The 24901-nt window shown below is 59.8% G+C and carries 18 protein-coding genes and 2 pseudogenes; 7 read left to right on the top strand and 13 right to left on the bottom strand.

The genetic code is table 11. The annotated features are described in order from the left end of the window. Nucleotides 1-127: 127 nt before the first annotated feature. Entirely contained in the window at nt 128-757 is a 630-nt protein-coding gene (locus NL64_RS29190; protein WP_052321271.1) for a TetR/AcrR family transcriptional regulator, read from the top strand. Here the strand turns inward: NL64_RS29190 and NL64_RS20090 are convergent. From NL64_RS20090 to NL64_RS20050, 9 genes are all read right to left on the bottom strand, one after another. Further along, the gene (locus tag NL64_RS20090; RefSeq protein WP_080758039.1) at nt 702-2006 is read right to left on the bottom strand and encodes an MFS transporter; all 1305 of its coding nucleotides are present in this window, start codon (nt 2004-2006) and stop codon (nt 702-704) included. The genes NL64_RS29190 and NL64_RS20090 overlap by 56 nt on opposite strands. 85 nt (nt 2007-2091) lie before the next feature. Next, nucleotides 2092-2895, bottom strand: a complete 804-nt coding sequence (locus NL64_RS20085) for an enoyl-CoA hydratase-related protein (protein ID WP_034149810.1) — start codon at nt 2893-2895, stop codon at nt 2092-2094. Nucleotide 2896: 1 nt separating this feature from the next. After that, on the bottom strand, nt 2897-3736 hold the full coding sequence (locus NL64_RS20080; protein ID WP_034149809.1) for an amidohydrolase family protein: 840 nt from the start codon (nt 3734-3736) through the stop codon (nt 2897-2899). Between the two features lie 214 nt (nt 3737-3950). After that, nucleotides 3951-4295 (bottom strand): cupin domain-containing protein, encoded by a 345-nt coding sequence (locus NL64_RS20075; protein WP_034149808.1) that lies wholly within the window; start codon nt 4293-4295, stop codon nt 3951-3953. A 361-nt stretch (nt 4296-4656) separates the two neighbouring features. Then, nucleotides 4657-6405, bottom strand: a complete 1749-nt coding sequence (locus NL64_RS20070; protein ID WP_034149807.1) for an acyl-CoA dehydrogenase — start codon at nt 6403-6405, stop codon at nt 4657-4659. A 42-nt stretch (nt 6406-6447) separates the two neighbouring features. After that, nucleotides 6448-7689 (bottom strand): thiolase family protein, encoded by a 1242-nt coding sequence (locus NL64_RS20065; RefSeq protein WP_034149806.1) that lies wholly within the window; start codon nt 7687-7689, stop codon nt 6448-6450. Further along, nucleotides 7686-9569, bottom strand: a complete 1884-nt coding sequence (locus tag NL64_RS20060; protein ID WP_034149805.1) for a feruloyl-CoA synthase — start codon at nt 9567-9569, stop codon at nt 7686-7688. The genes NL64_RS20065 and NL64_RS20060 overlap by 4 nt, the downstream gene beginning before the upstream one ends. Before the next feature lie 159 nt (nt 9570-9728). Then, nucleotides 9729-11177, bottom strand: coding sequence for an aldehyde dehydrogenase (locus tag NL64_RS20055; protein WP_034149804.1), 1449 nt, complete (start codon nt 11175-11177; stop codon nt 9729-9731). Nucleotides 11178-11285: 108 nt separating this feature from the next. Then, nucleotides 11286-12116, bottom strand: a complete 831-nt coding sequence (locus NL64_RS20050; protein ID WP_034149803.1) for a p-hydroxycinnamoyl CoA hydratase/lyase — start codon at nt 12114-12116, stop codon at nt 11286-11288. A gap of 208 nt (nt 12117-12324) precedes the next feature. Between NL64_RS20050 and NL64_RS20045 the strand changes: the two genes are divergently transcribed. After that, on the top strand, nt 12325-12813 hold the full coding sequence (locus NL64_RS20045; protein ID WP_034149802.1) for a MarR family winged helix-turn-helix transcriptional regulator: 489 nt from the start codon (nt 12325-12327) through the stop codon (nt 12811-12813). A gap of 49 nt (nt 12814-12862) precedes the next feature. Here NL64_RS20045 and NL64_RS20040 read toward each other — a convergent pair whose 3' ends face one another. Beyond that, entirely contained in the window at nt 12863-14185 is a 1323-nt protein-coding gene (locus NL64_RS20040) for an OprD family porin (protein WP_080758037.1), read from the bottom strand. Between the two features lie 332 nt (nt 14186-14517). Here NL64_RS20040 and mhpT point away from each other — a divergent pair, with 332 nt between their 5' ends. Together mhpT and NL64_RS29740 are read left to right on the top strand one after the other, a co-directional pair. Then, nucleotides 14518-15735 carry a 3-(3-hydroxy-phenyl)propionate transporter MhpT gene (gene mhpT / locus NL64_RS20035; protein ID WP_034149801.1) on the top strand — a complete coding sequence of 406 codons (1218 nt, stop codon included), beginning with the start codon at nt 14518-14520 and terminating at the stop codon, nt 15733-15735. A 161-nt stretch (nt 15736-15896) separates the two neighbouring features. After that, a pseudogene (locus tag NL64_RS29740) lies at nt 15897-16061 on the top strand (IS5/IS1182 family transposase); the annotation flags it as partial. On the opposite strand, the pseudogene NL64_RS30640 reads toward NL64_RS29740, so the two are convergent. Together NL64_RS30640 and NL64_RS20030 are read right to left on the bottom strand one after the other, a co-directional pair. Then, nucleotides 16004-16189 (bottom strand): annotated as a pseudogene (locus NL64_RS30640) (IS30 family transposase); the annotation flags it as partial. The pseudogenes NL64_RS29740 and NL64_RS30640 sit on opposite strands and share 58 nt — an antisense overlap. A 230-nt stretch (nt 16190-16419) precedes the next feature. After that, a complete protein-coding gene (locus tag NL64_RS20030; protein ID WP_034149800.1) occupies nt 16420-17313 on the bottom strand; it encodes a LysR family transcriptional regulator in 894 nt (297 codons plus the stop codon). A gap of 94 nt (nt 17314-17407) precedes the next feature. Between NL64_RS20030 and NL64_RS20025 the strand changes: the two genes are divergently transcribed. Then, a complete protein-coding gene (locus NL64_RS20025) occupies nt 17408-18574 on the top strand; it encodes an MFS transporter (protein ID WP_034149799.1) in 1167 nt (388 codons plus the stop codon). Nucleotides 18575-18754: 180 nt separating this feature from the next. Here the strand turns inward: NL64_RS20025 and NL64_RS20020 are convergent, their stop codons facing one another. Continuing rightward, nucleotides 18755-19471, bottom strand: coding sequence for a class I SAM-dependent methyltransferase (locus tag NL64_RS20020; protein ID WP_034149798.1), 717 nt, complete (start codon nt 19469-19471; stop codon nt 18755-18757). A 298-nt stretch (nt 19472-19769) separates the two neighbouring features. On the opposite strand from NL64_RS20020, the gene NL64_RS29185 reads away from it, so the two are divergent. Next, the gene (locus tag NL64_RS29185; protein WP_052321269.1) at nt 19770-23507 is read left to right on the top strand and encodes a PAS domain S-box protein; all 3738 of its coding nucleotides are present in this window, start codon (nt 19770-19772) and stop codon (nt 23505-23507) included. A 241-nt stretch (nt 23508-23748) separates the two neighbouring features. Next, entirely contained in the window at nt 23749-24873 is a 1125-nt protein-coding gene (locus NL64_RS20010) for a response regulator (RefSeq protein WP_034149797.1), read from the top strand. The last annotated feature ends 28 nt before the right edge of the window (nt 24874-24901 follow it).

Raw genomic sequence — 24901 nt, 5'->3', positions numbered from 1 at the left:
CGTTTATTGTTTTTAAAAGAACATGTTCATTTTTAGACATGATCATATTGTTTGTCAAGGCTCTGGCCATCCCTTAAGATGAGTTCTTCCAGAACCCCGACAAAACCAGAAAAATCAAAGGTCTGACATGAACGTGAAATCGAATGCCCCGCTGGGTTTGCGCGAACGAAACAAGCTCGACAAATTCCTGCGGATCCGTGCCGCATCGAAAAAACTCTTCACCGAGAATGGCTTTGAGCCGACCACGACACGGCAAATCGCCCAGGAAGCGGACGTTGGCCTGTCGACCCTGTTTCTCTACGCCACCGACAAGCGCGACCTGTTGTTCCTGGTGTTCAACGACGATCTCGACGAGTTGACTACGCGGGCTTTCGCCGACTGCCGCGCCGACCGCCCACTGCTGGACAACCTGCGCAACGCGCTGCGGCACTTTTTCGTGTTTTACGGGCAGGACAAGGTGATCTCACGGGACCTGACCCGTGAGATCACCTTCTACACAACGGGGATGCAGAGCGAACGCTTCCAGGCGACCCGGGCGCGTACCATCGACTCGATCTCAACCCTGCTTGGCCATGCCCGGGCCCAGGGTGAAGTGCGCTGCCAGGAAGACGACAGCATGATCGCCAAGACCATGTTCCATCTATTGGCAGCGGAGATTCGCATGTGGCTGGCGGACGACTCGCAGGATCCGCAAGACGGTCTCAATGAGCTGATGAAGCGCCTGAGTCTGATAATGCATGGTTTGCAGGCGGCGTGATCGCCGGCACCTTGTGCTGCCCATGGAGGTCCGGATAACGACCGACACAGAGCATCAGGACACAGGCCACCACCATGCAGCCGGCGAACAACAGCAGGACCGCGTCGTAACTGCCATTGAGCGTCTGACCAATGCCCATCAACAACGGTCCGAAGGCTGTGCCCAGACAGAACAGGCCGAACAGGTAGCCATAGATCTCACCAAAGGCGCGCAACCCGAAATAACGCGCGATCAGGTAGGCAATCAGGTCCACCTCCGCGCCGACACCCAGGCCGATCAGGGCCGCGCAGAACATTGCGCTGCTGCCGCTGGCGCCGCTGTAGAGCAAGAGGATGCCGATCACCGGGCCAATGAAGAAAAACACCGTGACAAAGGGCGCGAACAGGTAGTCGAGCAGATACCCTGCGCCCACGCGGCCGACGATCAGCGCGATACCGATGATCGAGGCAATGCGAGCGGCTTCGCCAGCCGGTATGCCGCGGTCGGTGAGCAAGGGCACGAAGTGCACCGAGCAGCCGTTGATCGCCAGGGCCGCGAGGAAAAACGCCACGCCGATCAGCCAGAACGAGCGGCTGCGCAGCGCCTGCCCCACGGTCAGGCCAACCTTGTCCGGCGAATGAGGGGCGCCATCCACGGTGGGCTGGTTGTCCGGGAACAGCCCCAGGTCAGCAGGCTTGTTCTGCAGTTTCCAGGCGACGCCAACCGCGCCGAGAACAATCACCAGGCCCATCACCGCATACGCCAGGCGCCAGCCCAGTGCGGCCACGGCATGTTGCGCCAGCATCGGCAGCAACGCCGCTCCGATGCCGATACCCGCCATGCTCAAGCCCAGGGCCAGGCCACGGCGGCGGATGAACCAGCAACTCACGGCCATGGCATAGGCCGTGGGAGTGCCGCCGGTGGACAACAGGCCAATCACGCAGAACGCCAGATAGAAAAGCACCAGGTTGGCCGGCAAGAGGCCGAGCGACATGATCCCGACGCCGAACAACAGCAACGCCGGAATGGCCACTTGGCGCGCCCCCTTGCGATCGATCAACCGACCGATCCAGGGGGTGCACAAGGCGGCGGTGAGAATAGCGATGGTCAGCCCCAGCGAAACTTGCGAACGGCTCCAGCCGAACTCGGCGCTCAAGGGCTTCATGAAAATGCCGAAGGTAAATACCAGGACGGGACCCTGGCTGACGATCATCCCCATGATCGATGCGACCACGACCCACCAGCCGTAAAACATGCGCGACGTATTCATTGCCTGTCACCTGTGATTATTTTTATTCAGGTAGCGGTACTGTCGTCTGAGCGTACCGTATCGGGTAGAAACCGGGAGCAGTGCTTCAGCATCCTCGCCATTGCGGTCGACGTTTTTCGGCAAAGGCACGCGGCCCTTCGCGACTGTCTTCACTGGCCTTGCGCCGCTCTTCGGCGTCGTAGCGCCGGGCCACGGCCTCTGCCAGCGGCAGGTCAAGGCCCTGCATGGCACAGGCCTTAGTAGCGCGAACCGCCAGTGGCGCACAGGCCAGGATGTCCGCCACCCATTGCTCGACAGCCTCATCGAGCAAGTGCGCGGGAACCACTTCGTTGATCAGGCCCAGCTCGTAACCCCGTTGCGCGGTCATGGCTCGCCCGGTCAGCAGATACCCCATTGCCGCCTTCAGGCCGATCTGGCGCGGCAGGCGATGGACACCGCCCGCAGTGGCAATCAGCCCGCGCCGGGGCTCGGGCAGGCTGAGCTGGGCATGTTCGGCGGCGACGATGATGTCACACGCCAGGGCCAGCTCCAGTCCGCCGCCATGGGCCGAACCATTGAGCCGTGCAATCAGCGGCTTGGCGAAACCGAAGCGGTCGGTCAAGCGTGTGGTGCACTGCCATAACGCCGCTTCAGCCTGTTTCTGCGCCTCATCGGCAACAGCCATTTGCGCCAGTTGCTTGAGGTCGCGGCCGGCACTGAAGGCCTGGTCGCCCTCCCCGGTCAGCACCCCGAGCCACAGCTCGGGGTCAGCCTCCAGCTCATCGCAGGCCAGACTCAACTGATGGTAAGTGAGCGGGTCCAGCGCGTTGCGAACCTGAGGCCTGTTGATGCGGATATGGAGCACATGCCCGCGCCGTTCGGTCACCACATTATGCTGCTCGCTACCCATGTCAGAGACCCAGCACGCGTTCGGCGTTCTTGTGGAAGAACAACTCCAGCACTTCATCGGAGTAGCCCAACTCGCCCCACTCCTTGAACAGCCGCTCATGGGGAATGCTGGGGTAGTCGCTACCGAACATGACCTTGTGCTTGAGTCGCCCGCGAATATCGCGCTTGAGCGCCTCTGGCAGGTATTTGGGTGCCCAGCCGGACATTTCCCAGAACACATTGCCCTTGTGCAGTGCACAGACGGTGGTTTCGTCGATCCACGGGTAACCCGGGTGCGCCATGATGATGGTCAAGTCCGGGAAGTCCGCCGCCAGGGTATCGATGGACGATGGATGTGCATGCCGGGTCTTGGCACCGAAGCCCCCGGGCAGGCCTGCGCCCATGCCGGTCATGCCGACGTCGATCATCACCGGCACTTTCAGGGCGTTGATTTCTTCCCAGAGCGGGTAATAGCGCTGATCATCGACACTGAAGTGCTGCATGATCGGGTGGAAGTGAAACCCAAGCATGTCCAGGTCGCGGATCGCATGTTTGGCCTCATCGATCGCCACCTGCCCCATGGCCGGTTCCACGGCACCCCAGGCCTGGATGATGCAGTCGTGGCGATCGCGCATGCCGGCCACATAGTCGTTGTCGCACGGCACCGTGTTGATGGTTGCTCGCAGATCAAGGGCCACCAGCACCGCCTCGATGCCGGCGCTCTGGAACTCGCGAACCACTTCTTCCTCGGTCTTGGCTTTCCAGTCGCGGTGCCAGTATTGCGCAAGAGCCTCGACGTAGGGACCTTGGCAGTCGATCCAGCGTTGTGTGTTGGGATAGCAGTGCAGGTCGATTCGGCGCATATGATCGCATCCATTATTGTTGTTGATCATTTATGAACATGTTCTTTATATGACCGAGTTCAGCTTATGTCAAGCGTCAGGCACACCTGGTTTTGACGCTTGAGGGGTTAATCTATCGAAGGGTTAGATGGACTACGGTTCAGCGCACACCAGGCGGGAGATGAAGTGGTGCGGTACGGCAAGCAAGGCGATGAAGAGGTTACCCAGGGAACGCTTACTCTTGCCTGGCGATATCGACCGAGATCTCCACCGCCGCAATTGTTCCTCTGTTCTCAAGCCAATGCGTGGTGTTCCTGTCCTCGGTCCAACCTAATCCCGGCCCATAGTCCGTGGCGACTCCATTTTGATGATCGGTGATCGTGCCTTGCAGTATGTAGACGCTGCCTGGTCGGTCTTTATGGTTGTGAATCGGCCCGAAGACGCCTCCAGGCTCGATTGTCACCCTACACGTTCTAAGTTGGCGGCCTGCCATACCTTCAATTTCGGGACCAAGGTCCATCGAGGCAAGTAACTCCACCGTAACGCCTCGCGTTTCAGGTGCTACCTGTTTGTCGCTCATCGCTCGCTCCTTTTTGCAGCTGCAGGGTCTATCTGGAAGTAGACACCTAAAAAAATCGGCTGAGACGAGAAGCGACAGAGGGTCGTTCACGGCCCTTGGCGACGGGCAGTAATCGGCCAATAGTGGACAGTCACGCAATTGCCCTCCCTGCTTCATAGCGCAAGTGCTCTGCACTGGATAACGTGCTTCGGACCAAGGTGGCGGTCAGCATTCATGTGCGGGAGAGCGGGACAACTCGCCATAAGCGTTAGCTTGATCCAACAGCGTCTTAGCTTTTGTTTCGAATGCTTGAACATGCTCTACGGTTGATGTCACGCGGGGGTAGATGCAACTCACCCTCGTTCCTGGCGCTAACTTGAACTCACCTCAGAAACGGCAGGGGTGCCTTGGCCGCACGAATGGCAGCGATCCGGTAATCCGCTTCCGGCAGCAAGTAGGCAAAGAAAAAGCCGGCTGTTTCCAGTTTACTGGCGCGCAGTGGATCGCTGTCGGGTAACAACCGAGAGACACGCGCCGCTCGAGACCAGGAATAAGCCAAGAGGGCCACGCCACACAAACGCAGAAAATCGCCAGCAACCCGATATGGGTATTCGCCCTCCTCGACGGCCAGGTCACGTATCTCTATTTGCAAACACTCGAGTTTATTGCAAAGCAGCACCAGCTCAGCGCAAAAGCTGGCGGTTTCGCAGGTCTGCCCAGCTTCTTCGCGCATAACCGCCAACAATTGGCCGAAGGAGCGGCCTTCATCGCCCAGCACTTTGCGTAGTAGAAGATCATTGGCCTGAATTTCGTTACTACCCTCATAAATCATTGCGATGCGGCTGTCGCGCAGGGTCTGCTCAATGGCAAATTCGGTGACGTAACCGTAGCCACCGAATACCTGCAAGGCGTTGCTGGCAAGACGAAAACCCTGTTCGGTGAAAAAAGCCTTGATCACCGGTGTCAAGAGCTCCGCCAGTTGCAAGGCACCCTGCCGAGTGACCAGGTCCGGGGCATGTTCGGCCTGATCGAGCAAATGTGCCGCCCAATAACCGACGGCTCGCATGCCCTCCGCGTAGACCTGTAACTCCAGCAAAACGCGACGCATGGCCGGATGATAGTGAATGGGGTCGACAGCTTCGGCCGCAACGCCGACAGGGCGATTGGGCGCACGCATTTGTTTGCGCTCCAGTCCATACGCATAAGCGTTCTGCCACGCAGACTCGGCATGTCCCAGGCCCTGCAGGGCGACATGCAATCGCGCGGAGTTCATCATCACGAACATCGCGGCCAAACCACGATTCGCCTCGCCAATCAGCCAACCCTGAGCGCCGTCGAAGACCAGCGAACAGGTGGCACTGCCTTTGATGCCCATCTTGTGTTCGATACCATCGCAGCGCACCGCATTGGCATGAGCGTCATCCAGGCGTTTGGGTACCAGAAACAGCGAAACACCACGACTACCGGTGGGCGCCCCTGGCAATCGGGCCAGCACCAGATGCAGGATGTCCTCGGTCAAGTCATGTTCGCCTCCGGAAATGAATAGCTTGCAGCCGCTCAGCCGATAACTGCCGTCGCTCTGCGGTTCAGCGCGGCAGCGCAGCAGGCCGACGTCGCTGCCAGCCTGGGGTTCGGTCAGGCACATGGTAGGCAGCGCCTCACCACTGACGATCTGAGGCAGATAACGGTCCTTGATCCACTGCGGTGCGTGGGTCTTGAGGCACAGGTAAGCGCCATGGGCGATCCCCGTGTACATGGCCCAACCGTGGTTGCTGGCGTATAGCATTTCCTGCAATGCGGCATCGAGCAGTTGCGGCAGCCCCTGGCCACCGAAGGCTTCATCACAGGCCAATGCCGGCCAGCCACCTTCGGCGAAAGCTCGATAAGCCTGTACAAAACCATCCGGAGTACTGACCTGGCCATTGTCGAAGCGGCAACCTTGGCGATCGCCGCTGCTATTGAGCGGCACCAATACATCCGAGCTGAAACGTCCGGCCTCTCCAAGCACCTGGAGCGCCAGCGGCAAGTCCAGAGCCTCAAATGCAGACATTTGACTCCATGCCCGGGGAGCCTGCAGCCAATGTTCAAAGATAAATTGCATGTCGCGCAACGGCGCCTGGTAATGCCACATGGCAAACCTCGTACTGTCAAAAGGGAAGAACACCGCAACGGTTCAGCCGCTAAATCCCGGGTTTTCAATTAGCACGGCCATGCCCTGCCCGCCGCCGACACAGGCAGCGGCGACCCCGTAACGCAGATGTTGCTCGCGCAACTGCCGCGCCAAGGTCATTACCAAACGCAGGCCGGTGGCTGCCAATGGATGCCCGAGCGCGATCGAACCACCTCTGAGGTTAAGCCGATGGCTATCCATCTCCAGCATCTGAGCCACCGCCAGCACCTGCGCGCCTTGAGCCTCGTTGACTTCAAAAAGAGCGATATCTTCCTGGACCAGCCCACTGCGCTGCAGCAACAACTGGATCGCCGGAACCGGACCGATCCCCATGAACTCTGGCGCCACACCGACCACCGCAGTCGCCAGTAGGTGCGCCAATACCGGACGCATACTCACTGACGCTCGGCCTACCAGTGCGGCCGCTGCGCCGTCCACCACCGCACAGCTGTTGCCGGCGGTTTGCACACCACCGGCGTGAATCGCCTGCAGCTTGGCCAGCGCGTGGGAATCGGTGGGCCGAGGATGGCTGTCCAGGGTGACCCCGTCACATCGACGCGGCAGTGCAATACCCCGGGGCTGATAGCCTTCCAGTTCAAACGACTCATTACGCACCGGGACGATTTCATCGCTGAACCAGCCGCAGCTCTGTGCGTCCAGCGCTCGTTGGTGACTGTTGAGGGCATAGGTATCCACCGCCTCGCGACTCAGGCCGTGACGCCTGGCGAGATTTTCTGCTGTGCCGATCATGTCCAGTCCAGGAGCCGGGTCGTACAGCGCTTCCCAAAGAAAATCCTTGAAATCCACCGGCGCCCCGAGGCGAAACCCGCCCCGATGGGTGTAGGCGGCAATCGGGTTGCGCGACATGGATTCAGCGCCCACACACAAAGCCAGATCCGCGCCACCGTTAAGTTGCTCGCCGGCCTGGCGCAACAGCTCGAAACCGGTCGCGCAAATGCGCTGCACCGCCAGTGCCGGTACCTGTTGCGGCACGCCGCTGTAAAGCCCGATATGGCGTGGCAGCATGTAAGCGTCAAAGCTGGCCTGGGCCATGGAGCCGGCCAGCACAGTGTCAACTGCCCGCGGATCAAGCCCGGCACGGGCCAACACTTCACGACCAACCTTTATGCCCAGATCGATGGGAGAGACCTGGGCCAGCGCGCCGCCGATATCAACCCAAGGCGTTCGTACGGCTTCAAGAATCGCCACATCCCTGAATGACGAATATTGCCCCGCGCAACTCAAGACCGTGGACCGGCGCGCAGGATCGAGTGGTCGTCACCGCGATACATCGCCTCGACTTTGGCCGCACGCCATTGCAAGACCGCACGCTGGTTGATCGAGCCTTTGTCGGTAATTTCACCGCGATCAATGGACGCGGCTTCGTCGAGCAGCGCGATCCACTCCAGACGGCTGGCATTGCCGCTGGCTTCGCGATTGAGCCGCTGCAACCAGTCGGCGAACCACTCGCGCACCGGCGCGCTGGCAAGCACTTCGGCATCGCTGGCACTGGCTGCGAGCCCCGCCAGGCGTCGGCACTCGTACAATCGCGGGAATACCAGCCCCCCCAGGCACTCTCGATCCGGCGCGGTCACTACCAAGTCCTGGACATAGGGCGAGCCCTCCAGTACCGCACGATTGCGCAGTGGGCCGACACTGACGAACACCCCGGAAGACAGTTTGAAGTCTTCGGCGATGCGCCCATCAAACATCAGCCCCAGTTGCGGATCACGCGGGTCAGCAAGCTTGAGCGCATCACCGGAACAGTAAAAGCCCTGCTCGTCGAACACCTCGGCGGTCTGCTGCGGAGACCGCCAGTACCCAGGCATGATGTGCGGCCCACGAAAGCGCCCTTCCAGCTTGCCATCCTTCGGCACCAACCGGACCTCACAACCCGGCGCCGGCAAGCCTATATAACCGGCCATGGACAATGGCCCGGTAGTAAAGGTGCAGGATGGCGCGGCCTCAGTCATGCCGAGCCCGGCCATCATCCGAATACGTTCGCCGCAGTGTTGTTCGGCGACCCGGTCAAGGCGATCCCAGACGCTTTGCGATAATCCGGCAGCGGCGAAGAAAAACAGGCTGATGCGCTTGAAAAAACACTCCCGTAGCTCCGCGTCCTGTTCCAGGGCCGAGACCAGTTCTTCCCAGCCCTTGGGCACGGTCAAGTAGGCGGTGGGGGACACTTCTTTAAGGTTGCGCAGGGTTTGGGCAAATCCCTGCGCAGTAGGTTTTCCATCATCCAAATAAAAACTGCCGCCGTTGTAGAGCACAATGCCGAGGTTGTGGCTGCCGCCGAAAGTGTGGTTCCACGGCAGCCAGTCCACCAGCACCGGAGGCTCTTCGCCAAACACCGGAAAAGTCTGCAGCAACATCTGCTGATTGGCGCAGAGCATGCGTTGAGTGGTGATCACTGCCTTGGGCAACTTGGTCGAGCCGGAAGTGAAAAGAAACTTGGCGATGCTGTCGGGGCCGGTGGCGGCAAAAGCGGCTTCAGCTTCAGCGCCGCCCGTTTGCTCAAGCAGGCTGGCAAAGCTCGCCTGGCTACGTCCCGCGACCTGGCCACGCACGGTAATCAGTGGCGTATCGGCCGGTAACACGGCGTCGATGGCGCGCTGGTACGCTGAGGCGTCACTGACGAAAACCAGGCCTGGTTGCAGCAGGTCGCAAACGTGGCGCAGCTTGGAGAAATCCTGGGAGAGCAGCGAATAGGCCGGCGACACCGGGCAGTAAGGAATGCCCGCATACATGGCGCCGAAAGCGACTTGCAAATGCTCGATGTCATTGCCCGAGAGAAGCGCCAGGGGCTTGTCTGCCGACAGACCGTAGCTCAGCAAGCTTTGAGCGATAGCCCGAACACTGTCGAGCATTTCGGCGTAACTCACCCGGCGCCAATCACCGCCGTCCTGGCGGGCGGCAATAAAGGTCTGCTCGGGACGCACTTGGGCCCAATGCACCAGACGGTCGAGCAGCCGTTTGGGCATCTCGGCCAACGGTTCCAGGGAGCGCATGTGCAATACGCCCTGCTGCTCGGTGACCTCGATCGCCGTGCAACCGATGGACACGTGGCGATAGCGCGGTGCGCTGGCCGGGGCATGGGATTGCAAACTGAATTCGGAACTCAAGTGCTTGTTCTCCGTCGAGGCACGCTAAACCCAAGCCACACACAGATGACTCACAGATAGCGTGGCAGCCGTTGGCTGCAGCCTTGTTATTGTTATTTCGGCCTTGCACGCGGGCGACTCGCTTTCAGGGAAGTCGATGCCCGACGTGGCGCAGCGTGTTCAGATCGGGTAGTGCCGCGGCCCATTCTGCAAGGTGACCCAACGCAATTGAGTGAAATGCTCAATGGATGCCTTGCCACCAAAACTACCGTAACCGCTGGACTTGACCCCGCCGAAAGGCATTTGCGCCTCGTCATGCACGGTCGGGCCATTGATATGACAGATGCCTGACTCGACCCGTTGGGCCAAAGCCAGGGCACGCCCGGTATCGCGACTGAAAATCGCCGCAGACAAACCGAACTCAGAGTCGTTGGCCAGGTGCAACAACGCTTCATCCCCCTCACCGCGCAGCAACACGGCGACCGGACCGAAGGATTCCTCGCGGTACAAGCGCATGCTCTCGTTGACGCCGTCGAGCAGGGTCGGCTGTAAAATGCTGCCGTCCAGTTGCCCGCCAACCACCAGTCGCGCGCCCTTGGCCAAGGCGTCGTCGATCAATCCCTTAATGCGCATACCGGCGCTGGCGTCCACTAGCGAACCGAGCACCGAATCGGCGTCCGCAGGGTCCCCTGCGCGCAGCGTTGCAACCTTGGCCGACAACTTCGCGACAAAGGCGTCGGCAACCTTGGCATCGACGATCAGACGCTCGGTGGACATGCAAATCTGCCCCTGATTGAAGTAGGCGCCAAAGGCGGCCGCTTCTACCGCAGCATCCAAGTCGGCATCATCGAGAACTAGCAACGGCGCCTTGCCGCCCAGTTCCAGCAATGCTGGTTTGAGGTGGCGCGCAGAGAGTTCGCCGACAATGCGCCCGACATGTGTCGAGCCAGTGAAATTGACCCGGCGCACCGCAGGGTTGGCGATCAACCGCTCGACAATCGCCGCGGCATCCGCCGGAGCGTTGCTGATGACATTGACGACTCCATCGCCCAAACCGGCGTCTTGCAATACCTGACCGATCAAGCGGTGCACCGCAGGACTAATCTCGGAGGCCTTGAGCACGACGGTGTTGCCGCAGGCTAATGGCATGGCGATAGCTCGCGTGGCGAGAATCACCGGTGCGTTCCATGGAGCGATGCCCAACACTACGCCGCAGGGTTGGCGCAGGGCCATGGCGAAACTGCCAGGCACATCCGAAGGGATGACTTCGCCATTGATCTGAGTGGTCATCGACGCTGCTTCACGCAGCATATTGGCTGCCAGCTGCACGTTGAAACCGTACCAGTTGGCCATGGCCCCGGTCTCGCCGGCAGCCTCAATGAACTCAGCGCTGCGCGCTCGCAATTGCTCCGCCGCTTTGAGCAAACGGGTCCGACGCTCATTGGGCGCCAGTGCAGCCCAAACGGGAAACGCCTTCTGAGCAGCGGCCACAGCAGCGTCGGCATCTTCCAGGGTGGCGGCGGCAACCCGCGACACCAATTCGCCAGTCACCGGGTTACGGCGTTCGAAGGTTCGACCGTCGCGAGCGGAGCACGACTGGCCGCCTATCAGCAGGGGCACGTCCAGCATGGTGATTCCTCTTTATTGTCTTTATCGGGAATGCATAAAACGATGTAACCGCAGCACCTGGGCGCAACCGCCAGTAGCGGGATGCGCCCGGTTACTGGCCGCAGCACCTCAGCGTTTGTACGCTTGCAGGCCAGGTTTGATGCTTTTGTCGTCGAGGAATTGTTTCATGCCCTGCTCACGGCCGCCTTCGGTGTCAAGCAGGCGTGACTGATCGAGCTTGGCGTACAGGTAATCCTCGTTCTGCTCCCACGTCAGTTCGCGGCAACGTTTGAAACCGTGCTTGGCCGCACGCAGCACCACCGGGTTTTTCTCCAGCAGGTTACGCGCCAGCGCCACTGTGACTTCACGCAGTTGCGCCAGGGGTACGCTTTCATTGACCAGGCCCATCTCGGCGGCTTTCTGCCCACCAAAGGTCTTGCCGGTCATGATGTAGTACAGCGACTGGCGATGGCCCACGGTGTCGGCCATGGCTTTGCTGACCAGGTTGCCCGGCGGGATACCCCAGTTGATTTCCGACAGGCCGAAGGTCGCTTCGTCAGCGCAGATCGCCAGGTCGCAGGCCACCAACGGACTGAAGCCGCCACCGAAGCACCAGCCGTTAACCATGGCAATGGTCGGCTTGGCGTACATGCGCAGCAGTTTCCATTGCCATTGCGACGCTTCGCGGCGGATTTTTTCCTGGAGGATCTCCGGGCCGGCGTCCACTTCGCGGAAGTACTCCTTGAGATCCATCCCAGCCGTCCAGGCTTCGCCCGCACCGGTCAGCACCAGTACGCCGGCGTCCGGATCCTGCTCCAAGGTTTCCAGAACATCGATCATCTCGCGGTTCAGGGTCGGGCTCATGGCGTTGCGTTTTTCCGGGCGGTTGAGGATGACCCACGCGATGCCTTCGTCGATTTCCACTTTGACCGTTGTCCAGCGACCTTCGTAATTGCTCATGACGATGCTCTCTTGTTCTTGGTTTGAAGATGACTAGAAATTAAACCGGCAAATTAGTTATGTCAATTAACTATTAATAAAATTAACCTGTTTTCCATTGCGCCGAGCCCCACTGTCCTTACACAGCGATATTGGCCATAGCAATCACCGATCAACGCCGGCAAAATAGATAGCCTTGTTAACCCAAAACCCTCAGGACTCACCCGCAATGGCCAAGCCCTCCCCCCTCGCCGAGTCGATCGAGGCAGCGTCGACCAACGAAGAGATTCAGGCACCACTGGATTCGGCGCTGAACGACCTGATCGGCTACGCCATGCGCCGCGCACAACTCAAGCTGTTTCAGAACCTGATTGGCCGCCTCTCGGCCCACGATCTACGACCTGCTCAATTCTCCGCCCTGGCGATCATCAACCAGAACCCCGGCCTGATGCAGGCCGATCTGGCCCGGGCTCTGACCATCGAGCCGCCCCAGGTGGTGCCGCTGCTCAATAAACTGGAAAGCCGTGCGCTGGCGGTGCGCGTGCGGTGCAAGCCTGACAAGCGCTCGTACGGGATCTTCCTCAGCAAGACCGGCGAGACCCTGCTCAAGGAGCTGAACCAGATCGCCGCGCAAAGCGACCTGGACGCCACCGCGGCGCTGGACGATCAGGAGCGGGAAGAGCTGCTGCGCCTGCTGAAGAAGATTTATCAGGAGTGAGACACGCCCCAGAGGGACGTGCCGGTGAGGCGTCTGCAGGACCGCGGGGTTACCAGATCGGTAAGGTGTAGGTCACCAGGAAGCGGGTCTGGTTTTCATCGCGAAAGGCCGCACCGGTCGGGAAATCGTTGCGGTAGATCGCCTTGCGCGCCACCAGTGCGACATTTTTCAGCGGACCGCTCTGCACCACATAGCCCAGCTCCATCTGAAACTCGCGCTCTTTGCGGTCCTCGGCGTTGAAGGCTGCCAGCTCGATATTGTCACCACGCAGATAACGCAACCGGCCCCTCAGCCCGGGCACTCCGGACGCCACAAAGTCGTAGTCATAGATGGCCTGCCACGTGCGCTCCTTGGCATTGAGAAAGTCCGAAGCCATGGTCAGCTCACTCATCCCCATCAACTCAGTTCCGGAGATGTAAGGCGTCGCCGAGTCGCCACTGGAATGCATATAACCGATGCCCAGCTTGTGTCCGCCGTAACGGTAGCTGAACAGCCCCGAGACGTTGCGATTATCCACCTCACCGCCCTTGGCGCTGCCATCCTCGCGACTGAAAAAACTGCGCAGATCGCTGGTCAATACTCCCCCGCCCAGCGGCAGGTCATGCAGCAGCGCAAACGTATCCTGCTGGTACAAGTCGGTCACCTCGGCATGGTAGGCACGCAGGCTCAACGTTTTGTTGACTTGATAATCGCCCCCTACATACGCCATGTGCGAGGTCGTGGCAGTCGCGTTGAAGCGCCGGTTGGGCGAAGCGAGGGTCATCGCCTCATAGTTGGTGGAATTGCGCTTGTCGATGCGATCGATGTACCCGGTGTTCAACGTCAGGCCATCGAAGTCCCTGGAGCTGAGAGTGGTACCGCGAAAGGTTTGTGGCAGTAATCGCGAGGGGCTGGCAAAAGCAAACGGCAGGAAGATCGAGACGTCCCCGGACTTCACCGTGGTCTGGGCAAACCGCAGCTTGGCGGTCGGGGCCAGGCGCGAGTACTCATCCGCCGCCCGATTGTCGCTGGCCGACACCGGCAGCAATTCGGTGCCGCTGCGATCCGGCGCGGAGTCGAGCTTGACCCCCAGCAGCCCGCGAACGTCCAGCCCAAAACCCAGCGGCCCTTCGGTAAACCCGGACTCCATGTTCATGATGAAACCCTGGGCCCACTCCTGCGCGGCGGTCTTGGCCCCATCGTCCTTGTATTGGCGGTCCAGGTAGTAATTACGCAGAGTCAGGGTCCCGTGGCTGTCTTCGATAAAGCCTGCGGCGCGAAGCTGCGTAGGTAGAACGCTCAAGCCGAGCAGCGCCAGGACCAACCCTCGGTTGATATCGGGCACACAGGTGGCTGACGCCGTCGCAACGTCGTGCGTGGGGAGATTTGGCATGTTCGATTTCCATTTTTTATTGTTGTTTGTGCCGCCGGCAGAGCCCAGTGCAGCCGGCTTCGCGAACAGAGAATGGAAACAGCCAATGAACCCTGTCAATGGCAAATGACCGATAATCGAACATTAATATTATTATCTATTTTTAGACTGGCCGCCTTATATCGATATTAGTAGTTGATTTATATAGCTTATTTGTTGTTTTTTGCGATTTTCATTGGGCAGTTCATTTTTTAGTTATCTTTGTTATCTTATTCGTCAGCAGCCATCTTCCACATACCCGGTGCGATGGGATGGCTCGACTCCACAACAAAAACAACAATGAGGTTCCACCCATGGACAGCCCATCGCGTCGTTCGACGCTGACAATCGCTTTGTGCTTTATCGTTGCGCTGATCGAAGGATTCGATCTGCAGGCCGCCGGCACCGCTGCCGCCGGGTTGCGCCAGAGTTTTGCCCTGGACCCGAAGATGATGGGCTGGGTGTTCAGCGCCGGGATCATCGGCCTGCTGCCCGGGGCGTTTTTTGGCGGCTGGGTCGCCGATCGCATCGGCCGCAAGAAAATCCTCGTCGGTGCCGTGCTGCTGTTCGGCCTGTTTTCCCTGTGCACGGCCTACGTCGAGAGCTACTCCAGCCTGTTGCTGGTGCGCTTCATGACCGGCCTGGGCCTGGGCGCCGCCCTGCCCAACCTGATCGCCTTGTGCGCCGAGGCCGTGAGTGAACGCAACCGCGGCACCGCCATCAGTGTCATGTATTGCGGCGTGCCCCTGGGCGGTGCGCTCGCAGCGGTGGTGGCGATGTTTTCCAGCGAGCACTGGCAAACCACCTTCATCATCGGCGGCCTGGTGCCCTTGCTGGTGGTACCGCTGATGGCCCTGCTGCTGCCCGAATCCAGCGCCTTCCGCCAACAACACTCAGCCACTGGCAGCCAGCGGCCATCCAGTGCCCAGGCGCTGTTCGGCGAAGGCCGCACACGCAACACCCTGGCCTTGTGGCTGAGCTATTTCTTCACCTTGACCGTGATGTACATGCTGCTCAACTGGCTGCCTTCGTTGCTGCTGGAACAGGGCTTCAGCAAACCCCAGGCGGGTCTGGTGCAGATGCTGTTCAACATCGGCGGCGCCCTTGGCTCGCTGCTCGGCGGCCTGCTCCTGGACCGTTGCAACGGCGTCAAGGTCGTGCTGTTCGTCTATGCCGGGTTGCTGACGGCGCTGGCCGGGGTCGGCCTGGCCGTGGGCATCGTGCCGATGGCGATCGCCGGGTTTGCCGCCGGGTTGTTCGTCATGGCTGCGCAACTGGTGCTCTACGCCCTGGCGCCACCGTCCTACCCGACCGCAGTGCGCGCCACCGGCGTCGGCGCGGCCGTGGCGATCGGCCGCTTGGGCTCGGTGGCAGGCCCCTTGGCCGCAGGGCAAATCCTTGCTGCCGGTGCGGGCACCACTGGCGTGCTGCTGGCGACGTCACCAGGGCTGGTGATCGCCGCCCTGTCGATCCTCACTGTGATCGCCCGCTCCAGTTCGACCGCCGAAGTGCAACTGAAGACCGCCAACTAAAGCGGGCTTATCTCCACATAAAAGAGGCAGGTAAGCAGTAAGAGGTGTATATCCCCCAGCGACGGTCGCAACTAAACCGTCGCTTTCCGGCCCAGATTGCTCAAAAACACATTCGTGAACCATTGCGATGATTTCTGAGGAATTCATCGCAGGGATCGCCCATGAAGCGCTTTATCCAAGGCGAACATCGAGGGCAAAGCACCTTACTTCCCGAAAGCCTCGACAACTACGTCAGTGATACCAATCCGGTGCGCGTAGTCGACGTTTTTGTCGATGAACTTGACCTGGGTAAGCGGGGTTTTGAAGGCGTCATTCCCGCCAAGACGCGCTGTATCGATGAATGGTTTCGATCAAATAGTTGGACTATGTGCTGGAGAGAGTCGCCTTTCTGCCAGTGATCCCACGTCAGTTTTTTCTGGCTTTCGGTGTAATAGATCCGAGGTCTGTGCTTCATCTGCAACACTCCTTCTGCTTACACAGAATTTAGTTGTGTTGCATCGACCGGTTGAATCCACAGCCAAAAGCGGACTTTCACGACGGCCATTTTAAGAGGTGCGGACGACCCATCAATGCCAGAGCTCACGATTGTTCCAGTAAGGCAAACCACCTATTGATAGTGCACCCAAAAATGTTTTGGTCACTTCAACATCACAAGTACCCGGAAATATCAGCTTACGCCTCCGCTTACATCCGGTGATGTTCCAGCAAAAAGTCAACGAACAATCGCACCCGCGCCGGCATTGCCGCCCCGCCGACGAACACCGCATGAATCGGTTCCTGGTCCCCGGGGTTCCAGGCTTCCAATAGCGGAATCAGGTCGCCGCGTCGCAAATCCTCGCTCACGCTGAACTCACCGATACGCGCAATGCCGGCACCTACTCGTGCAAGTTGTGCCAGCGCTTCACCACTGCTGCATTCGATGTTGCCGCTGACCTTCAGGGAAAACTCTTTTCCATCGCGGATGAACGGCCAGTTGGGTTCGGCACGCCGGAAGTTGAATCGCAGGCAGTTATGCTGTAGCAGGTCTTCCGGTTCCTGGGGGATACCGTGGCGCTGCAGATACTCGGGCGATGCCACCACTACCTGGCCGGTGTCGCCGATCCTGCGCGCGGTCAGCGGGCTGTCGGGAAGATGGCCAAAGCGGACTGCGACATCGGCCTGCCCGCCGAGAATGTCGACCACTTCGTCGCCGAGGGTGAGGTCGACGACGATGTTCGGGTAACGGGCGCTGAATGCTGCAACCAAGGGAACGATGGCCAGCCGCCCATGGCCAAGGGCGGCACTGACCCGCAATCGCCCTCTGGGTACGCCCTGGTCGGCGATGGCTTCTTCGACCTCGTCCATGTCGGCCAGGATACGCCGGGCGCCGCGCAGGAACGCTTCGCCCTCGGCAGTGAAGGTAATCGCTCGGGTGGTGCGCAACAGCAGGCGGGTGCCAAGACGTTGCTCAGTACGCGCGATGATCCGACTGACTGCCGAGGGTGTCAGGCCCAGTGCACGCGCGGCGGCCGACAGGCTGCCTTCCTGCGCCACGGTGGTGAACACGCTCATTTCACCTGACCTGCCGTTGAAATCCATTTGTGCCTCCTGCGCAAAGGTGATTGCCAAAAATGCTATCTACCGCCTGAAAAGACTGGATCGTAGCATTAGCGGCATAGATAAGGAGCCTTCCATGCGTATTAATCCACCACTTGTCGCGCTCGCCATTGGTGCCTTTGGCATCGGCGTAACAGAATTCGCCCCCATGGGGATGTTGCCGAGTATCGCTGCGGATCTGGGCGTTTCCATTCCCGCCGCAGGTTTGCTGGTCAGTGCTTATGCGCTGGGCGTATTGCTCGGCGCACCGCTGATGACCCTGACCACCGGCAGGATTCCCCGACGCTATCTGCTGATCGGACTCATGGCGATTTTCACCCTGGGTAATCTGATGTCAGCCCTGGCCACCGATTACTACAGCCTCATGGTCGCCAGGGTGGTGACCTCACTGAACCATGGTGCATTTTTTGGCGTTGGCTCCATCGTCGCCGCCAGCGTGGTCGCCCCGGAGAAACGTGCCGGGGCGGTTGCGGCGATGTTCATGGGCCTGACCCTGGCGACCATCGGCGGTGTGCCGCTGGCCGCCTGGTTTGGTGAACTGTTCGGTTGGCGCACTGCTTTCTGGGGAATTACCGGCCTCGGCGTGATGACCATGGCCGCGTTGTGGTTCGCGCTACCTAACCTGAAGACGCCGCAAAGCGTCGGTGTAATGGCCGAAATTCGGGCACTGGGGCGTGGTCCGGTGCTGGGCGCATTGGCCCTGACCGTAGTCGGATCGAGCGCAATGTTTACCGTCTTCACCTACATCGCGCCGATCCTCAGCAGCGAGACCAATAGTTCCACCGCCTACATCACCGCCATGCTGGTGCTTTTTGGTGTGGGGTTGACGCTGGGCAATATGTGGGGCGGCAAGGCCGCCGACCGCTCGATAGATCGCACCTTGATCGTCTCGCTAAGTGTTCTGATTCTCGTCTTGTTGGCATTCACCCTGCTGATGCGTTGGACGGTGCCGGCTGCTCTGGCCATCCTGATATGGGGTATCGCCAGTTTCGCCCTGGTGCCGCCGCTACAGATGCGCGTAATGGAAGCAGCCAAGGACGCGCCCAATCTTGCCTCTGCGGTGAACATTGGCGCCTTCAATTTTGGCAACGCGATCGGCGCAGCGCTGGGCGGAGCAGTGATAAACGCTGGTCTGGGTTATCCGGCGATTTCCCTGGCCGGAGCGGCGATGGCTGCTCTGGGGCTGCTGATGGTGTTGGCTTATGCCTGGCGTTCCAGAACGATTGAAGCAGCAGTGGTGTGACGAAGATGAGGGGGAGTGGTTCGCTACCATCGATGAGTAGGGCCAAGTGGTAGAATTGCTACCCTTTTCGAGGGGCGGCAATCGGTCAATTTTAGCCATAGGTGTCCGGCAGCTTTGGGTCGATTGCACCCCTTCGCAATCAGCAGCAATCGTCCAAAAGCGGACCATCGCCCCCCAGGTTCAGGCCATCTTGCACGTCAACCAGCCCCCCCAGAAAAGGCTGCTGAAGAAACGCGTACCCTCTCCAAAACCGGCTTCCTGCAAAAGCTTTTGAACCGCCGCCTCGGAATGTGGAGGGTCAGCGCCTTGCAGGATTTTCCCGAGTTTGACTTTTATCTCATCCGGGCTGGCTCCATGCTGCCGCCACCGTTGCCCCCAGGCAGCCAGCAGTAACGGCTGACTGGCGTAAGCATATTGATTGCCCGCGACAATCAGCGGCGCACCTGGCTTCAGACGGGTCCGAATGGATCGTAAAACTTGTCGCTTGGCCTCATCCCCGGGGAGATGATGGAGCACGCCGATCAAGGTGGCTGCGTCGTAGGACTCGTCGGCTGTCAGTTCATCCACATGCCCAAGATGCACGGTCGTTCTTTCAAGCAAATGGTTTGCCGCTAACTGCACCTTCGCGGCCGCCAACATCGGCTCGGATGGATCAACGGCGGTGAAGTGCCAACCCGGCTCAAGCCTGGCCATGGCGATAATTTCCTGCGCCGTACCGCCAGCGCCCACCACAAGGATGTTGGCCGAATCCGGACTGCCCAGGCTTGCCGATAGCATGCAGGCTGCCAAGTCCTGGCAGGCGTCATATCCCGCCAGGGCAATACGGCTCTGACGTCCGTATTCATCGGCTCGTGAAGTATCAAATTTATCAGCGGCGTCGAAAGAGGATGATTTCAAGGCGGTTCTCCGTGTCCTCAAATCAAACTACGTCACCCACGGCGATAATAAAAATTCATTAATTTTATGTACTGCATTCCTACAAGGAATGCAGGGCTTACTCAGTGATCCATGCCCTTCCCTCCCCGCAATCACTTGCCATTGCGTCAACTGCGGCGTCGTTTCACAGCTTTTCAGCGTTTTTCATCGAACCAATTCGACGGGATCAGCGGTTTTCACAGCACCGACGCAGGCGCGGCTGTTTACTGCACACCCAAGCTTGCGGCACCTGTCCGGGGCTTTTGTCGCAGGAGGGTTCATGAGCCTGGAACGTCTGAGCAAACTCATTTCCGTAGGATTTGGCATGGCGCTGATTGCCTGCCTGATCTCCGTAACGCTCGATGAGTATTACGGTGCCCAAGCCGAGCGGGCCACTGATCGCCGTCACCAGACCATCACCGGTGTTGCCCGGATGGCGACCCTCAACCGCGAATTGACTCAATTGGCGCGTCTGTATGTCAGCACGGGCGATGAACTGTTTCTGACCCAATACAACCAAAAGTGGCAAAGAGACCGGACGTTCCAGGAAGCGGCGCAGGGTTTTCGCGAGATCGGACTGACTGACTCGGAAACCCGAATGCTGTCCAAAGTCGAGCAGATGGATCTCAAGCAGACAGCAATGGAGCGTCAGGCCATGGAAGAGAGCTGGCACCGAGGGGGGCCGTCACTGCTGTCAGGGACCACTTACATCAACTCCGAGTGGAATTTTGCAGACGCGCTTAATCAACTCTCCCTCTCCACTACCCAGCGTTTCAACAGTGACTTCGAGGCCGCCCGGAACAAAGCCAGGCTGGCCAGCCACATCAATGTCCTGATGCAGCTGACGACGTTGGGCGCCGGCCTCTGGACATTTCTGGTGTTGCTGCGCCGCCGATTGATGATCCCTCTGTTGCGCCTGTCCGAGCGCATGCGCCGCCTGCGTGCGGGCGAGGCTCTTGGCGAACCGCACCAGCCCCAGGGACTTGGCGAAGTCGTAACCCTGGCCGAGGCCTTCGATGCTTATGTCGAGGTCAATGAAGAACTGCACCGACAGCACTGGGTCAAGGGCCACCTCGGCGAGTTGGTGCAAGCGTTGCAGTTGTGCACCAGTCACGAGGCTTTTGCCGCAACGGTGCAGCAGAAACTCGGCGAATGGCTGGGGTGCAACACGCTTTTGCTATTCGACGCAGAGCCGTTTGTCATGCGTACCGGCCAGGTGCATTACAGTTTGCCGCTGCTGCAACAGGGGCAGCAGCTGGCCAGCCTTGAACTCGATTTCGCCCATCGCCCGGCCCCTGCCCAGTTGAAGTTGCTCGACAGCTTGCCCAATCGGCTCGGCCCATTGCTGAACTTGCTGGAGCAACGCACGCACAATCAGCAGTTACTGCAGCAAGCCCACCTGCAAGCGCGGCAACTGGAGCGTCAGGCGCTGGTACTGCAGCAACGCCAGCAGTCCCTGGAAGCGACCGAAAGCTGGTATCGCGGCATCGTCGAGTTCGCCCCTAAAGCGCTGTTGGTGTTCGACGAGGACGGTGTGATCCTGGCCAATCAGGAAAGCGAACAGGTCTTTGGTTACGCCCCCGGCCACTTGCTGGGTCTGAGTTACCGCTCGCTGTTCCCGGCCAGTCAGCTCGAAGCCATTGATGCCCTGCTCGAGCGAGTGCGTGTGAACAAGGTACTCGACACCGCCGAGCTGGTCGCTCGTCGTGCGGATGGTCATGAGTTTCCTGCCGCAGTGTTCCTGTGCCTGTTACCGGCGCGACAGGATCGAAAGCCATGCCTGTGCATTGCGATTCGCGATCTCAGCCAGCGCAAAGAGGAAGAACGCAGCCTGCGCGAGGCGCACGAACAGCAACAAGCCATCGTGACCTCGGCACCCTATGGCATTGCCTTGGTGCAGGACGGGTTGATCACCCAGGCCAATTCGCGGCTGGATGAATTACTGGGATACGCGCCGGACGAGCAATTGCAGTGCTCCCCGCTGATCTGGCTGGATCAGGTTATTTCGGAGCAATCGTTGATGACCCTGGAAGCGCAGGTTCGCGAGGCGCTCGACAGCGGCGGAATCTACCAGCAGCAATTGCAACTTCGTCGCAAGGACGCCCGATGCTTCTGGGCCAGCGTCAGTGCCCGGGCCATCGCCTCCGGAAATCAGTCACGCGGTTCGATCTGGATCATCGAAGACATATCCGCCCAACAGGCGGCGGCAGACGAGATGCAGCAAGCGCGGCAACTGGCCGAGGACAGTGCACGCATCAAGGCCGAATTCCTGGCCAACATGAGCCATGAGATTCGCACGCCAATGAACGCCATTATCGGCATGACGCACCTGACGTTGAGGACTGAGCTGGACGAACGTCAGCGCGACTACCTGAACAAAGTCCAAAGCTCCAGCCGCCATTTGCTGGGTGTGATTGATGACATTCTGGATTTTTCCAAGATCGAGGCCGGCAAGCTTCAACTGGAGGTCCGCGACTTTAGCCTGACCCACTTGCTTGAAGAAGTGCTCGACCAGGTACGTCCGCGCATTGCCGATAAAGGCCTGGACCTGCGCCTTGATGTCGATGCCGATGTGCCCGAATGCTTGTGCGGCGATCCATTACGACTGCGGCAAATACTGCTCAACTACCTGAGTAATGCGGTGAAATTCACCGAACGTGGGCAGATCCGGGTTGAGGTGAGCCTGCGTCAGGCCGGCGCGGACGATGCCTTGCTTCATTTCAGCGTGAACGACAGCGGCATAGGGCTCTCGCCCGAACAGCTCAAGCACATATTCCAGAGCTTCCAGCAGGCCGACGCCTCTACCACACGACGCTTTGGTGGTACGGGCCTGGGGCTGGCGATCGCCAAACAACTGTCAGGGTTGATGGGGGGTGAGGTCGGCGTCCAGAGCTTGTTGGGCGAAGGCAGTAACTTCTGGTTTGAAGTCCGTCTGCAATTGGCCAGCAGCGATGTCGTTGATGGCCTCACCGCCGGGGAGCCTTTGAGCGATTGGAGAGCTGTCGAAGGGACCCGTGTCTTGTTGGTGGAAGACAATGAACTGAACCAGCAGGTGGCCGCCGAGTTGCTGCAGGCGGTGGGTTGTCGGGTGGATATCGCGGCGGATGGCCGTCAGGCGCTGAATCGGCTGTCCGAAGTACGCTATGACCTGGTGTTCATGGACATGCAGATACCGGTGCTCGATGGATTGGCGACCACCCGTCTGCTGCGCCGGTTGCCGGGTCTGAGCACACTGCCCGTTGTCGCGATGACCGCCAACGCCAGCCAGCGTGATCATGACGCGTGTCTGGCGGCCGGCATGAATGATTTTGTCAGCAAGCCCTTCGAGCCACAGACGCTCTACGCCATTGTGCGACGTTGGCTCACTGAGCATCCGGCCCGCCCAATTCGCGCAGGGATGCCGCAAGCAGCGGTGTGTGACTCGGGTTTGAAAGTCGAAGGACTGGACATGGCTGCGGGGTTGCGACGGGTGTTGGGCCGACACAACCTGTATGCGGATCTGTTGCACCGCTATCTGGCCGACCAGAGCCCGTTGCTGCAACAGCTGCATGCGGCGCTGGCGGCGGACGAACGGGTTCAGGCCGAGTGGTTGGTCCATGGCTGCAAAGGCGCCTCAGCGACCATCGGTGCCGACGCTGTCGCACAAGCCGCCAGTGAATTGGAGCAGGCACTGCGCGCCAGGCGCCCAATGGATGAGTTGCACATCAGCCTGCAAGCGTTGTCTGCCCCCCTGGACGCACTGCTCGAGCAGTTGCGCGAGAAATTGCCCGACAAAGTCGAGACGATGCCAACAGGGGTCGACGTTGTCGAGCTGCAACGGATCTGCCGCGATCTCGACGCCCTTCTGGGTGATTTTGATGCACAGGCAGTGACCTGTTTTTCCTCCCATGCGGGCTTGTTGCGCAGCGCGTTTGCCCATCGCTTCCCATCACTGGAAAGCGCTGTCATGCAATTCGATTTCGAGCGGGCGCAAGTCTGCCTGAGAGAGAACATGCGGGCTGCGCAACCGGCGCAATAAACGGATGGAAACACACGGGCAAGACGCCGTTCATGCCTTCGAAAACGGGCGATTCAGAAGTTTTCAGCGTTTTTCAGCGCCCGGCGGCAACGCATCAGGCCATTTCAGAGCAGTGGTTCGGGTGGCGTGCGTTACTGCATTCACTTGGCAGAAATGACGGGACCTGATTTCCCGTCGTACTTCCGGACTCCCCCGGCTGCTTTAACGACCCATCCAGTGACCCCGTCACAAGGACGTCCCTTTGAACAGCTCAACCTCTAGAGCCACCGTGCTGGTGGTCGACGATATGCCGGCCAATCTGCAGCTGATCAGTGAACTGCTGTGTGATCTCTATCACGTGCGCATTGCTACCAGCGGTGCCCAGGCGTTGCAGATCGTCGAGCGGGCGATTCCCGATCTGATCCTGCTGGATGTGATGATGCCCGAAATGGATGGCCATGAAGTCTGCCGTCGTCTCAAGGCTGACCCCAGGACACAGGAGGTGCCGATCCTGTTTCTCAGCGCCCGCAATCAGGACGAAGATGAGTGTCTGGGGTTCGAACTCGGGGCGACGGACTACCTGTTCAAGCCGATCAACCCGCCCACGCTGATGGCGCGGGTGCAGACCCAGTTGCGCCTCAAGGCCACTGCGGACCTGTTGCGTTCGCAGAACAGCTACCTCGATCAGGAAATCCTGGCGCGAACCCGGGAGCTGCAAGCCATCCATGACGTGACCATCCTGGCCCTGGCATCGCTGGCCGAGACTCGCGACAACGAGACTGGCAACCACCTGCGCCGCACGCAGCATTACGTTCGCTTGTTGGCGGAAAAATTGCGCGATCACCCGCGATTCAGCGCTTGTCTGGATGATCAAAGCATTGAGCTGATGTTCAAGTCGGCGCCGCTGCACGATATCGGCAAGGTCGGTATTGCCGACCATATCCTGCTCAAGCCGGGGCGCTTTGAGCCCGCCGAATACGAAATCATGAAGACCCATGCCCGGCTGGGTTATCAGGCGCTGGTCCATGCCGAGGAAATGCTGGGGGCGCAAGTGCCCTTCCTGCGCATCGCCAAGGAAATTGCGCTGTGTCACCACGAAAAATGGGATGGCAGCGGTTACCCCAATGGCCTGGCCGGTGAGGCCATTCCCGTCAGCGCCCGCCTGATGGCGGTCGCCGATGTCTACGACGCGGTGATCAGTCGACGGGTCTACAAATCGCAAATGTGCCACGAGACCGCGGTGGCAATCATCCGCGATGGTGCCGGCCGGCATTTCGATCCGGATGTGGCGGCAGCCTTCATCGACCTCGAAAAAAAGTTTGAACAGATCGCCGAACGCTACGCCGACCCCGTTACCGAAGAGTCCTCTGGGGTCACGGCGGGTTGACGGCTGCCAAGGCGTAGCAATGGCAATG

Origin of the sequence: Pseudomonas fluorescens, assembly GCF_000802965.1 — a bacterium.
In the GTDB taxonomy this organism is placed as follows: Bacteria; Pseudomonadota; Gammaproteobacteria; order Pseudomonadales; family Pseudomonadaceae; genus Aquipseudomonas; species Aquipseudomonas fluorescens_A.
This window is presented reverse-complemented; position numbering and strand designations above follow the sequence as displayed.

What these genes read in the sequence shown, in the direction of transcription:
- NL64_RS29190 (WP_052321271.1), top strand. Translation starts at nt 128, where the DNA reads ATGAACGTGAAATCGAATGCCCCGCTGGGTTTGCGCGAACGAAACAAG.
- NL64_RS20090 (WP_080758039.1), bottom strand. Translation starts at nt 2,006, where the DNA reads ATGAATACGTCGCGCATGTTTTACGGCTGGTGGGTCGTGGTCGCATCG.
- NL64_RS20085 (WP_034149810.1), bottom strand. Translation starts at nt 2,895, where the DNA reads ATGGGTAGCGAGCAGCATAATGTGGTGACCGAACGGCGCGGGCATGTG.
- NL64_RS20080 (WP_034149809.1), bottom strand. Translation starts at nt 3,736, where the DNA reads ATGCGCCGAATCGACCTGCACTGCTATCCCAACACACAACGCTGGATC.
- NL64_RS20075 (WP_034149808.1), bottom strand. Translation starts at nt 4,295, where the DNA reads ATGAGCGACAAACAGGTAGCACCTGAAACGCGAGGCGTTACGGTGGAG.
- NL64_RS20070 (WP_034149807.1), bottom strand. Translation starts at nt 6,405, where the DNA reads ATGTGGCATTACCAGGCGCCGTTGCGCGACATGCAATTTATCTTTGAA.
- NL64_RS20055 (WP_034149804.1), bottom strand. Translation starts at nt 11,177, where the DNA reads ATGCTGGACGTGCCCCTGCTGATAGGCGGCCAGTCGTGCTCCGCTCGC.
- NL64_RS20050 (WP_034149803.1), bottom strand. Translation starts at nt 12,116, where the DNA reads ATGAGCAATTACGAAGGTCGCTGGACAACGGTCAAAGTGGAAATCGAC.
- NL64_RS20045 (WP_034149802.1), top strand. Translation starts at nt 12,325, where the DNA reads ATGGCCAAGCCCTCCCCCCTCGCCGAGTCGATCGAGGCAGCGTCGACC.
- NL64_RS20040 (WP_080758037.1), bottom strand. Translation starts at nt 14,185, where the DNA reads ATGCCAAATCTCCCCACGCACGACGTTGCGACGGCGTCAGCCACCTGT.
- mhpT (WP_034149801.1), top strand. Translation starts at nt 14,518, where the DNA reads ATGGACAGCCCATCGCGTCGTTCGACGCTGACAATCGCTTTGTGCTTT.
- NL64_RS20030 (WP_034149800.1), bottom strand. Translation starts at nt 17,313, where the DNA reads ATGGATTTCAACGGCAGGTCAGGTGAAATGAGCGTGTTCACCACCGTG.
- NL64_RS20025 (WP_034149799.1), top strand. Translation starts at nt 17,408, where the DNA reads ATGCGTATTAATCCACCACTTGTCGCGCTCGCCATTGGTGCCTTTGGC.
- NL64_RS29185 (WP_052321269.1), top strand. Translation starts at nt 19,770, where the DNA reads ATGAGCCTGGAACGTCTGAGCAAACTCATTTCCGTAGGATTTGGCATG.